This window comes from Ferrimonas lipolytica (assembly GCF_012295575.1).
Classification (GTDB): domain Bacteria; phylum Pseudomonadota; class Gammaproteobacteria; order Enterobacterales; family Shewanellaceae; genus Ferrimonas; species Ferrimonas lipolytica.
On record NZ_CP051180.1, the window covers coordinates 2,323,279 to 2,336,299 of the forward strand.

The 13,021-nt window shown below is 48.1% G+C and carries 8 protein-coding genes and 2 pseudogenes; 5 read left to right on the forward strand and 5 right to left on the reverse strand.

Going from position 1 to position 13,021, the window contains the following annotated elements; translation table 11 throughout:
* Nucleotides 1–561: 561 nt before the first annotated feature.
* The 5 genes from ltaE to HER31_RS10715 form a co-directional block, all read right to left on the reverse strand.
* Nucleotides 562–1,572, reverse strand: a complete 1,011-nt coding sequence (ltaE, locus tag HER31_RS10695; protein ID WP_168660566.1) for a low-specificity L-threonine aldolase — start codon at nt 1,570–1,572, stop codon at nt 562–564.
* 535 nt (nt 1,573–2,107) lie between these two features.
* Nucleotides 2,108–2,929: a mechanosensitive ion channel family protein gene (locus HER31_RS10700; RefSeq protein ID WP_168663285.1), complete on the reverse strand. Its 822-nt coding sequence runs from the start codon at nt 2,927–2,929 to the stop codon at nt 2,108–2,110.
* Nucleotides 2,930–3,290: 361 nt separating this feature from the next.
* A complete protein-coding gene (gene galE / locus HER31_RS10705) occupies nt 3,291–4,310 on the reverse strand; it encodes a UDP-glucose 4-epimerase GalE (protein ID WP_168660567.1) in 1,020 nt (339 codons plus the stop codon).
* A 90-nt stretch (nt 4,311–4,400) separates the two neighbouring features.
* Nucleotides 4,401–5,954, reverse strand: coding sequence for a BamA/TamA family outer membrane protein (locus tag HER31_RS10710; RefSeq protein WP_168660568.1), 1,554 nt, complete (start codon nt 5,952–5,954; stop codon nt 4,401–4,403).
* Nucleotides 5,955–6,166: 212 nt separating this feature from the next.
* A complete protein-coding gene (locus HER31_RS10715) occupies nt 6,167–6,919 on the reverse strand; it encodes a nucleotidyltransferase family protein (RefSeq protein WP_168660569.1) in 753 nt (250 codons plus the stop codon).
* A gap of 739 nt (nt 6,920–7,658) precedes the next feature.
* Here HER31_RS10715 and HER31_RS10720 point away from each other — a divergent pair.
* The 5 genes and pseudogenes from HER31_RS10720 to HER31_RS10740 all read left to right on the forward strand — a co-directional run.
* Entirely contained in the window at nt 7,659–9,137 is a 1,479-nt protein-coding gene (locus HER31_RS10720) for a capsule assembly Wzi family protein (protein ID WP_168660570.1), read from the forward strand.
* A 126-nt stretch (nt 9,138–9,263) separates the two neighbouring features.
* On the forward strand, nt 9,264–10,331 hold the full coding sequence (gene wecA / locus HER31_RS10725; protein ID WP_168660571.1) for a UDP-N-acetylglucosamine--undecaprenyl-phosphate N-acetylglucosaminephosphotransferase: 1,068 nt from the start codon (nt 9,264–9,266) through the stop codon (nt 10,329–10,331).
* Between the two features lie 319 nt (nt 10,332–10,650).
* Nucleotides 10,651–11,073: pseudogene (locus tag HER31_RS18810) on the forward strand (transposase); the annotation flags it as partial.
* An 83-nt stretch (nt 11,074–11,156) separates the two neighbouring features.
* Complete coding sequence (locus tag HER31_RS10735; protein ID WP_168659016.1) at nt 11,157–12,362, forward strand: IS256 family transposase; 1,206 nt, start codon at nt 11,157–11,159, stop codon at nt 12,360–12,362.
* A gap of 37 nt (nt 12,363–12,399) precedes the next feature.
* Nucleotides 12,400–12,933, forward strand: a pseudogene (locus tag HER31_RS10740) (transposase); the annotation flags it as partial.
* Between the last annotated feature and the right edge of the window lie 88 nt (nt 12,934–13,021).

Sequence of the window (13,021 nt, forward strand, 5' to 3'; positions counted from 1 at the left end):
TCAATCCTTGCAGCAGTTTGTTAGTACGGATCAACACACTAGCTTTAAAAGTAACCGTACTATTCCGATTCCGCCAGTGTTAACCAGGCGATGCTAGCGCGAACATAAGCGGATGTGATATCGACGTGAGAGATAGAATAAATAAGAAGAGCAAGAGCGGGTGATACACTCAAAGTTTGATGGCTGTCTACGTTATGACTAAATTGCCCCGATGCACCAACCACTGCACCGGGGAAGCGCTATTTCAAAGGCTGTGTATCAACTAAGTGTTATTCTTTCCAATGCTATTAAAGCACCGGCTAGGCGAGTTTTGATACAAGAGGAAAGCACTACCGCCGTTGCTCTTCTGCCGCATTGGAGCAGTCCAGCGAAGCGCTTTGAACTGCGACCTAAGGCAAAGGCGGATTCTAAAGGGGGCGCCCCCCCTAATGCATACAAGAATGTGTCGTCGCCACCGCGACATAACCCTTAAGTGTAGTGCAATCGTTACAGCCGAAGGCTTGGTATAAACCTCAACACTTAACTATGACACCGCCATTTCAAGGCGCAGTTGTCTCATCGCTAGTTAACTTTGCCTTCAAAAGCCGCCAGGCTGGACAACAGTTTTTCAACGCCAGCCTTATCGATATCTTTGTGAAGTACCAGACGCATCTGTTTAGCGATAGAAACCTTTATTTCATCATTAAGCAAATGCTGCTCCAGCGCTTGTAAATCAACATGGTTAAAGGTGGCGAACACCATATTGGTTGCACTGTACTGCAGCTCAACTTGATTCAATTTATTCAAGCCCTGAGCCAATAGCTGCGCATGGTGATGATCCTCAATTAGTCGCGATGGCTGCTCTGATAACGCCAATTGCCCTGCTGCGGCGATGATCCCAGCTTGGCGCATGCCGCCACCAAGCATTTTTCGCCATCGACGCGCCTTGGCAATTAGCAGCTCGTCGCCAACCAACAGCGAGCCTACCGGCGCCGCCAGCCCTTTGGATAAGCAGATGGTAAAGGAGTCAAAGTGCTGAGCAATATCCGCTAACGGAACACCCAACTCGGCACAGGCGTTAAATACACGGGCGCCATCCAGATGCAGCTTCAGCCCTTTCTCAAACGCCAGTTGCTGCACCTGAGCCATATACTCTAGCGGCAACACTTTGCCGCCAATGGTATTTTCTAGGCTGATCAATCGCGTTTGGGCGAAGTGGATGTCGTCGGGTTTGATTGCCGCTTCGATATCCGCCAGCGAAATGGTGCCATCATCGTTATTGGCTAGAGGCTGTGGTTGAATCGAGCCCAATACTGCCGCACCGCCACCTTCATACTTATAGTTATGTGCCTGCTGGCCGCAGATGTATTCATCGCCACGGCCACAATGCGCCAGTAATGCTAGTAGGTTAGCCTGGGTTCCCGAACTGGTGAACAGAGCCGCTTCAAATCCAGACATCTGGGCCGCTTGCTGCTCAAGTGCGGCCACGGTTGGATCGTCCCCGTAGACATCATCACCAACAGGTGCTGTGGCCATTGCTTGGCGCATCGCTGCGGTGGGTTGGGTTACGGTATCTGAGCGAAAGTCATACATGGTAATAATCTACAAGAAAAGGGGGGAGGCAGATTACCACAGCCCAAGTTTGTAGCGTCAGTCATAGTCGAAGGTGGATAGATAGTATTTTCGCGTTAACTAAACTGATTTAGCAAGATCGATACGTGTACGGGTTATAGCACCAAGTTTACTCCGCCAGAGCGGATCTGCTCCAAAGGTATACGCATGAGGTTAATGCTTGTGATAGAGCTTAATTCTGCCATTTTGTCGATTAACCGATTGAATTATTGTTTTACTCCACCGGCGGATTACATCAATTCATGTGAAGGTGATGCTTTATCATTGTCGCCTCACTGTCGACTAAGGCATACTTCGTTTTGTCGGTAGTTCAGCGGTTGTGCTGGCCAGTTATCATCCTTATAGATTCGAGTTAGCGCTGAATTTATACATGCCAGCCACAACCTCACTCTGTGCCGTAGTTAGTCGAGCTACAGCACAATCAACAAGGCCCCATCCTAGGATGGGGCCTTGTTGTATCTAGCGGATAATAACTTAACTGCGCATAACGCAGATATTACTGCTTTGGCAGTTGCTGCACGTGCAGATCCATTTGTGGGTATGGAATACCGATACCAGCTTTATCCAGCTCAATCTTTATCGCGGCGTGAAGGCCGAAGTAAACGGTCCAGTAATCTGCCGTCTTAGTCCAAGGACGTACCACAAAGTTAACGGAAGAGTCTGCTAACGCGCCCACCTCAATGGTTACACCTGGGTTATCCAACACCAGTTCGTTCTCCGTTACAACGCGAGTAAGCACCTCTTTTACCTGCTGTAGATCCGCGTCGTAGGACACACCAATAGTGAGGTCAACTCGACGAGTATCTTTGGCGCTGTAGTTAACAATAACTCCATCCATAATGGATGAGTTAGGACAGGTAATGCGTTTATTGTCTGGCGTAATCAGCGTGGTGGAGAAAATGCTGATCTCTTCAACGACACCAGCAACACCAGCAGCTTCAATATAGTCACCGGCTTTGGCAGGGCGGAACGCCACCAACAGCACGCCTGAAGCAAAGTTCGATAGTGAGCCCTGCAACGCTAGACCAACCGCTAAACCGGCCGCACCAAGCACTGCAACCAAAGACGCGGTTTGCACACCAAGCTGACCAAGCACCGCAATTAACGTCATTACCGTAACAACGGCACTGACGATGTTGCCCATAAAACCAACAACAGTGATATCTAAACCACGTTTGGTTAGAATGCTACGCACAATGCGAGCCAAAATCTTGGCGACCCAGCGACCGATAATAAAGATCACCAATGCCAATAGGATCTTCGTGCCGTAGGTAATAATTAGATCTGGCGCTTGCGCAAGATACTTTTCGTATTCAATTTGTTCCACTATCTATCTCCATGTAAAAATCATCGACAAAAACGAGCTGGGAATGCCCATGGCTGTACAGCCCATCAGCCCTGTCGAATAAGACACGCGATCTGAAACGAAACGACGACTTCCAACCGCGATCTTCAACATGTGAACGATACACGTTACACAAGCTGAATTCTCGTTAATTTTTAGTGATAAACAAGAGCTGTTTATCGTATGACCAATGGAATATTGGAATTGGAATAAGATATGTTGCTGCTTTTGCGGCGCGCCTATAGCGACAGTTGCAATTAGCCTGCGCTAAACGACCAATCACTTTACATGTATGGGCGTCTAGCGCCTTAGATGAAAACGGGCTAACGCTGAGCTAGTTATCATAACCATTAGGGTTATTAGCCTGCCAGCGCCAGGTATCTGCCACCATCTCATTGATGCCCCGTTGGGCTTGCCAACCCAATTGCTCGAACGCTTTACTCGGATCAGAGTAATAGGCTGCTATATCGCCACTCCGTCGTTCTACGATTTGATAAGGCACCGATTGACCGGTTTCCGCCTCAAAAGCGTTAACCATATCGAGCACCGAATAACCGATCCCGGTGCCGAGATTATAAGTAACCACACCCGGCTGCTGTTGCAGCTGTTTAAGTGCCTTTAGATGGCCCACAGCCAAGTCGACCACATGGATGTAATCTCGCACTCCGGTACCATCATGAGTGTCGTAATCATCTCCAAAGATTTGCAGTTGCTTGCGCTTGCCAATGGCGACCTGACTAATAAACGGCATTAGATTATTGGGAATATCATTTGGGTCTTCGCCAATCAAGCCACTTTGGTGTGCACCAACTGGGTTAAAGTAGCGGAGAATAGCGATTTGCCATTGAGTTGATGACAGTTGCAGATCGTGCAGCACCCTCTCAACCATATATTTACTGGTTGCATAAGGGCTGGTGGTTGCCCCGGTTTGAAAGTTCTCTTTAAGCGGTAACGTGCTTGGTTCACCGTAAACCGTTGCCGATGAAGAAAAAACCAACTTAAACACGCCAGCTTGAGCCATTGCATTACACAGCGTTAAGGTGCCACCAAGGTTAGTTTGATAGTAACGCAGCGGCTCCTGAACCGACTCCCCCACCGCCTTCAAGCCTGAGAAGTGGATAACAGCATCAATGCTATGCTCAGCGAATATGGCATCCAACGTGGCGCGTTCTAAGATGTCACCTTGATATAAGGTTATCGGGCAGTCACAAATCTGCTCAACGCGGCGTAACGACTCTCGGGATGAGTTACTGAAATTGTCCAACACAACCACTTCCAGCCCAGACTGCAACAGTTCCAACACCGTGTGGCTGCCAATATAACCGGCTCCACCTGTCACTAGCACCTTAGTCATCGCTTGCCTCTCCTTTGTTTAGCACGCCCAGACAACTGCTTCAGCGTAAGCACAAACCTACGCTTGTTACCGCAGTACACGCCCACTTAATTAAAAATACGTTCTTGCTTCAGCACGCCACTCCCAAGAATCGACGTTATCGTTGTCGCTAATTGGGTGGGCCACATCAAAATGCAGTACGTTGCGCCCGCCATGGCTGATGTATAAACGGACACCAACTCCTACGCTTTGCAATATGCCCTTGGGATTATTGCTATATGGTGAGCCACCGGTCGCTCTGGCGGCATCATAAAACACGGTTGCCCCTAACTCAGCCAGCTGCCACAAATTGATATTTGGGTAATAACGGAGCTCAGTGGTAACCAAATTTGAGCGCTTACCATGCTGATAACGGTTGGGGTAACCCCTTAGATCAGTAAAGCCACCGACCGTAACGGGCTGCTCTAATGGCTGGTTATCGCTAAATTTAGTTAACCACTTGCCGTACAGACGCCAGCTATCAGTGACCGACCAAAACAGCTCGTTTTTCCAACTGCTGTAAAACGACTGCTGCTCAGCGTTAGGCTGAGTCACAAAGAACAAGTCGCTAAGCCACAATAGATCCGGTTGAATTTGACTGCCCTTGGACGCCGAGGCTTCAATAAACTCACCTTGTTGGCCCCCTTCAGTGTTCCAGCCTAATTTCAGTTCAGCAGTCCAACCAAGGTTCACATCCTCTGTGGTGTTGATCAAAAAGATGTTTTGCATCCGTTCATACTGATCTTGCTGATAGCGCACTCCGCCCCAAGGAACCGACAGAGTCCGATTGCTAGGAATGACCGTCGACAGTGACGAAACCGGCTGATATTGGTGCTGCTCATAGAAATAGCCAATATGATAACGAAGACTTTTATGGCGCCATAAAGATGGAGCAAAACCGTACCAGCCTTGGTACTGATCGATGTCGTGGGAGAACTCATTTACATCGGTATCATTTTGCTCAATGGTGTCGACTCGGGTTTCAAAGTTAAACCCTGCCCACATCGCCTCATCAGAACTAACGCCAAAAAACGGCTTATTGACCGACATTGCCAAACGCTCGCCGTCGTCCGCGTCTTCAATTGCAATAGAGCCGTAATGTTTGGGCCACATATAGAGTGGCGTTCTTAGTCTTAGCTCGTAGCCACTGCGCCAATAATCATCGTAATAAAGCAGTTCGGCATTAACACCATAACCCAACAAATTGCTGTCTTTAATGCCGGCAGCCAGCTCATTCTCACCGCCGGCCCGGGAAAACTCGAGTACCGGCAACAGCGACCAGGTATCCCAGGTTTCTACCAGTACTTTGTTATCTTGATGGCCGCTGACTTTAGCGTCTCGGAAATAGCGCTTATTGCGAAGGTGTCGCTCCACTTCGTATAGGGCGTCATCGCTAGGCTGGCATAGTTCAAAGCCATCGAGTTCGTTTTCGATGGTGAGCTCTTTAGTCTGGAAGTGAACCTGATTAGCGAAACGGTGGAGCCAAGTAAAACTCTTGTCGTTCGGATCAAAGACGCTATTGCGCTCAAGCTTGTACTCTATGTCGGCACAGGCAAAGTCTGAGCTGTGTGGTTCAGCAATAACCGCAGTTGCCCAAAAAGCTGTTGCTAACCACAAACGCTTCAATCGCTATTCCTTTTAATTAATGACTAATTAAAAGTGGCTGAAGCTTGCCTAAAAGACAACTCTGACGAGAAATTTACTTGTGAAAACCGAGCGTTAACCATAACCCCGAGAAGCGGTTGCTATCTCTTAGTGGCTTACGGGGAAATGACTAAACTGCTGATACCCCAACTTGCAGACAAATACTCTATATAGGCGCAAGCAAACGTTTAAAACTAACTTAACGCGATTTGGGTATCAGACACGACATAGCGCTGCCACGCCTCTTCATAAAGGGCGCGACTGTAACGGCGCAAGCGAGCAACCTTTGCTTGTTCCCACACACTGAGTGGCCTGCACTCCAGCTCTGCTTTGCGTTGAATGCACTGTAACTGCTGATAGGCACGATGCTCTTCACCGTTTTTTACCGTTTGAATCGCTTCTAAGTGCAATTGTACCTCGGCTAACATGCCGGTGGCAGACAAGCGCACCAGCGCTTTCAGATCGCGGTAACCGTTGGCTTTAGGCCGTTGAAAACGATTGAGCAACGATACAATCTCAACCCGTTCAGCAAGGGCTGCAAAAGTCGCCACTAACGTAGATAAATTGGTTACCACCAGAGTCGCTCGCGCCAGATCGGTTAGGCGGCGAATATTACCCTGTAATTCGGTTTCAATCTTACCCTGTGCTCGCTGAAAGCTTTTAACTCCAGGGTTAACCAGCACACAGCAATTACCTTTAATCAGCGACGTTAGCGCTTCTGCGAGCTCCTGTTGAGCTTCAAAGGCGAGTTGATGCAGTTGCGGTAACGGCAGATCTGGTTGCAGTGCGGTTTTAGGTTCAAACGTTGGTAGCTGGCACAGCTGCTGATAGTCCGCTTGATACTGCTGATATTGCTTGAGAGCTCCATTTCTATTATGACACCGGCGCATACCATTGGCGGTGGATGGTGTCCGAGCGAACGGCACCATAACAACTAGTGATGACATAACTTGAGTGACCAACAAATACTATCCAATACAACTTGGTCATTACGACCAAACTAGATACAGCGTACTCATTAAGAGATAGCTGAGAAGGGCAGCATAAGTCGACCGCATACAGGTTCAAGCACAAGTAAACGAATCTTTGATTCTTATCGCAGGGCAAATCATCAGAAAGTGACATGCTCGAGATTATGAACCGTATTGCCTCCTAATTATCCAGCTTGCTTAACCTTGATGACCCCTCTTCACCGCTTGCGGTAATAGCAGCCACATAACTCACCTTTAAGCAGCTTACCCAGAATTTACGTTAAGGTTACCGTTCAACACTAAAACCAGAGGCTAGGTAAGCTCGCGCCACAAGCGGGGGTTAGTTGTTTGCCCTACAACGAGCAAAAGCAAAAAAGCTGATAGTGCTAAACATATTGCGGTGAAGTACAGCGGTGAGGTGAAATTCGATATCAGGTAACTCACGAGAGCGTCATACTTAAGAGTAAAACCCACTAATATTTCGCGATTGGTTCATAAACCATAAATATTTATTCCAAACTGCGTATTTTTTGCCTGATGAGATAAAAGCAACCTAACTATAAATTTCAATACTTTACGTATGGCAGCTGCAAAGCAAAGTCAACGGAACCCATTGCCTTATGACATTTAAGAGATTGCCCTGTACCCAACGGACACCAGAACTCTTATAATGCGCAACTAACTTTTGCTTTATTTCTAACTATAAGTCGATTTGATGAAGAACTGCGCTGTTGCTCTGATTTTGAGCATGTTGGCGGCTCCCCTTTTAGCTGCCCCATGGATTTCCCCTTCTGATTTGCACCTACGCGCCGATCTACAACGGCTAGCCGACGAAGGTTTCATTACCGTCCCGCTAACCACCTTCCCGTTAATGTGGGCGGGCATTCAAGACAATATCCAAAGCAACAGTGATGCAGATCTTTCAGACGGTGGACTTGAATCACTTCGCCGTGTTCGCCATCGCATGACGGTAGAAACAGGCAAAGGCTTTATTGGTTCTGCTTCGTTCGGAGCTGGCACTGATACTCCCCGTTTTCAGCACTTTGGTAGCGACAACCGCGAACAGGGTGAAACTCAACTGTCAGCAGAATACATGGGCGATCGATTTGCCGGTAAGCTGGCAGTAACCTATGCCTTTGATGCGCAAGACGATGAAGACTTCCGCCTAGATGGAAGCTACGTAGCTGCCGTTTGGGGTAACTGGGTATTCAGCGCAGGCCAGATTGAGCAGTGGTATGGCCCAGGAATGGATACCTCGTTGCTTATGAGCACCAACGCTCGACCAATGCCGGGATTACACCTAACACGCAATAACCCCAAGGCATTTGAAAGCAAATGGCTGTCGTGGATAGGCCCATGGACCCTCACCACCGGCGTAAGCTGGATGAATGATGACGAACGTGAAGTACAAGACACGTTACTGTATACCTTCCGCGCCACCATTAAGCCTATTCCACAGTTAGAACTGGGCGTGTCACGTGCGGCGCAGCTATGTGGTGATGGCTATTCCTGTAGTGCCAGTGTTTGGGGCGACATGTTGACGGGTAAAGACAATACCGGCAGAGATGGCATTGATGCCGACAACGAGCCAGGAAACCAAATAGCAAGCATTGACGCACGCTGGGGCGACACACTTTATGGGGTTCCGTACGGTCTGTATGTTGAGAGTATGGGTGAGGACGGTTTTGGATTAGATAAATTCCCCCCATTCCAAGCCAAAAGCTACCTATGGGGTGCGGATGTATCCTACGAGCTGCTGGGGCAACAGATTAGAACCTTTTTCGAATACAGCGACACCGCTGCTTGGTGTAACGATAGATATGACTGTGCTTACGAGCACCATCGCTACAAGAGCGGTATGCGTTACAACGGCCGTGTTATTGGCAGCACCTATGACAACGACACCTTTGCATACGTACTTGGCAATATTGGTTTCGCCCCTAACGGCCACCAATGGAAACTTAACTTACGATTCTTAGATATTAACCACGATAACAGCAACAGCTCTGCCCCTGGTGGCAACCCAGTTTCTGATGTGGCGGAAGAAACCTATCAGCTTGAAGCGGGTTACATTATGCCATTGGGCGAGGGGCGTTTATCTGTTACTGCAGAGGTATCGCGCTCAACCTTTAAAGATGACATTGATTCCGATACGGATGCCAACCTGTGGGCATCTTGGGAAATTAAGTTTTGATACACCACGGCCAAGCAAAGCAAGTACTGGTAGAAGTAACTGACTACAACGAGCAGTTGCTAAATGAAGCTCGTCTAAACCAATTCGCACCATTAGCAACACAAATGAACATTTGGGTGAAACACCATGATTATTGAATTAACCTTTGTCTTTCTGCTGTCATTTTCTTCATTACTGGTGATGAGAAAAGTTGGCAAAAAAATCGGGTTAGTCGATCAACCCAATGCACGTAAGCATCATGTTGGTGCTGTGCCACTTGTTGGCGGCATATCGATATGCATCTGCATTACCGCGTACTTACTTACTACCCCAAATGTTCTCGAGCACTACAACCTTTACCTAAGCTCTATTGTGTTATTGACGTTCATCGGCGCCCTGGATGATAAGTTTGATCTGAGTTTTAAGGTAAGGCTGATTTTGCAAGCAGGCTTATCGCTGTGCATGATCTATTTTGCTGAGATTGAGCTAAACACCTTAGGCAACCTATTTGGCCTAGGAGAAGTTAGCTTAGGAATTGTTGCTCCGCTAGTTACTATTTGTGCGGTAATTGGTGCTATCAACGCCTTTAACATGGTTGATGGTATTGATGGCTTATTGGGGGGGTTATCCATTGTAACCTTTGGCGCCATAGCCGTTTTACTCGGGATAGATAAACAGTTCGGCCTAGCTTATATGTGCCTAATTATTGTTACGGCAATGCTGCCGTACATCTTTATGAACCTTGGCATTTTAGGCAAAGAACGAAAAGTATTTATGGGCGATGCTGGAAGCATGATGATCGGCTTCACCGTCATCTGGTTGTTACTTGACGCCAGCCAAGATCCTGTTGCGCCACTAATGCGGCCGGTAACGGCGTTATGGCTAATTGCAGTGCCATTAACCGATATGGCCACCATCATGATCCGTCGGATCCGTCGTGGAGATTCTCCTTTCAAGCCAGATCGCGAACATCTTCACCATATCTTCCAACGATTAGGTTTGAGCTCGCGCCAAACCCTAGTGGTGATCTGCTCAATCGCTACCGCCTATGCGGCATTTGGCCTTTATGGTGAGTATGCCAAAATCCCAGATATTATAATGTTTATTCTGTTCGTTTTATCTTTCATTGCTTACGCCGTTATGATGAGTAACATCTGGAAGATAACCAGCGCTATTCGCCGCTGGCGTGGTGTTCCAGAAAGAGTTTACGAATAGAACCTTTATATGAGGGACGGCTATTTGTGAGATTAAACGCCTTCTTGTAGTTAGCTTAGTTATTGGGTTGATACGACGTGTATCAAGTCAACTCAACGATTGAAATGGGCGGATAGTGCCGCCTATTAGTATTGAGTCTCCCCTCTCCCAAACGCCCGCACCGCGGGCGTTTTGCTGCCAATTCGATTTTTATCTGGGCCAAAAGCCAGCCTAAAAAGGTAGTCCCCCGAAAACTAATTACTGTCAAAGTAGAATTTTCTCGTAAGTTACACGTAGGAGATTCGAAATGAAAAAATAGCGATACACGGACAGTCAGATCATGGCTATTCTCAAGCAAGCAGAAGCTGGCACGCCGATTACTGAGCTTTGCAGCGAGCATGGTATGAGCAGCGCGACCTTTTACAAATGGCGTGTGAAATACGGTGGGTTGTACGCCTCTTTGATGGCGAGGATGAAGGAGCTAGAAGAGGAAAATCGGCGGTTGAAAAAGATGTACGCCGGGGAGCGCCTCAGGCCGCAATCATCTAGCAAACCATGACAAAAAAGTGGTGATTGCTCAGCAGTTAGTGGCGCGCCATGAAATCAGTATCGCTTTGCATGTCGGGTCTTTTCGGTCAGCGAAACCTGCTACCGATATCAACCTAAGTTAAGCAGTGAGAACGCCGAAATTGAATCTTGGCTTATCAAGCTAACCGAGGCTGGGAACGACTGGGGCTTCGGCCTCTGCTTTGACTACTTGCGCAAACAAAGTGAAGAGGAAACCATGGAAGGTAGTGTTCAGATTTCTGTGTCATTTGCTTAAAATCAATCCAAAAGGAATAGCGAATGACCAAACCTACTTTCGACATGGAAGCCGCCATTGAGGCACTTCGCTCAGGCCAAGACCTGACCGGTAAAGATGGCATCCTGACGCCCCTCATCAAACAACTCACCGAAGCTGCCCTCAAGGCCGAGCTGGACCAGCATCTGGCTGAGGATGGCTCCAATAATCGCAAAAACGGCAAGACTCCCAAAAGGGTCAAAACCGCAGCGGGTAGCTTTGAACTCAATACACCTCGAGACCGAGACGGCACATTTGAGCCTCAGTTGGTGAAAAAGCATCAGACCCACCTGACTGATGAAATGGAACGCAAGATCATCGCTATGTTTTCGTTGGGCACTAGCTACCAAGATATCCGTGCTCATATCGCGGACATGTACGACATCGAGGTCTCTAACGGCACGATTAGCGCCATCACAGACAAGTTGCTACCCGAGCTACAGGCTTGGCGAGAACGGGATCTTGAAGCCCTGTACCCCATTGTCTGGCTTGATGCTATCCACTACAAAATCAAAGAAAATGGCCGCTACGTCACTAAAGCGATTTACACAATTCTTGCTTTGAATGTTGAGGGAAAGAAAGAGCTTTTGGGCTTATACCTGTCTGATAATGAGGGCGCCCACCACTGGCTCAGCATCCTGACCGATCTCCACAATCGTGGGATTAAAGATATCATCATCGCCTGCGTAGACGGCCTCAAAGGCTTCCCTGAAGCCATTGCGACTATCTTCCCGAAAACCGAAGTCCAGCTCTGCATCATCCACCAGATCCGAAACTCAATGAAGTACATTGCCTCAAAGAACCAAAAGGCCTTTATGGCTGATCTGAAATGCGTTTATAAAGCTGCTACGCTCGCCGCAGCAGAAACAGCTCTGGACGAACTGGAAGCCAAATGGGGTGAAAAATATCCCGTCGTTATCAAGTCCTGGCGAAGCAAGTGGGCGCTGCTCTCAGCGTACTTTAGATACCCGGACTACGTGCGACGAGCCATATACACCACTAATGCTGTTGAGGCCGTGCACCGCCAATTTCGGAAGCTGACCAAAACCAAAGGTGGCTTTGCCAGCGAGAACGGTTTACTCAAGCTTCTCTACGCCGGTATATTGAAGGCGTCGGAGCGCTGGTCGCACCCCATCCAGAATTGGAATTTGACGCTGTCTCAGTTGTCGATCCACTTTGAGGGTCGATTGGACGAATACATCGACTTGTGAATTAGATTACTGACACAGAGTTATGAACACCCTCCCATGGAACCACAAACGTGTGTACCGCATCTACTGCGAGCTGGCACTGGACCTAAGAATTCGTCGAAAGCGAAGACTGAAACGTAATGCGCCTGAACCATTGAAGGAGCCGGTGCGAGCAAACCAAGTTTGGTCTGTAGACTTCATGCATGACCAACTGGCTGATGGCCGCAGTTACCGTTTATTTAACGTCATTGATGATTTTCGGCGAGAAGGACTGATGAGCAAAGCTGGGTTTTCATTGCCCGCATTGCGGGTGATCCGAGCCCTAAACCAGCTGTTAGAGCAACGACCGAAACCCGCAACCATTCGATGTGATAATGGGCCAGAGTTTATCAGTGCTGAGTTCGTCAATTGGGCTAAGAGCCAAGAGATCTTGATTCAGTACATTCAGCCAGGTAAGCCTTAGCAGAACGCTTATATCGAACGGCACAACAAGACGATGCGATACAGTTGGGTCAGCAAGCACTTGTTCGAATCGAACGAAGAGGTCCAAGGCTATGCGACTGAGTGGCTTTGGTTGTACAATAATGAATAGCCACGCAAAGCCAATAATGGGCGACCACCATCGATGGTCACTTAGCCTCTACTTTTAACTGTGGTTAAAAAGAGGAGGACTACCAAAC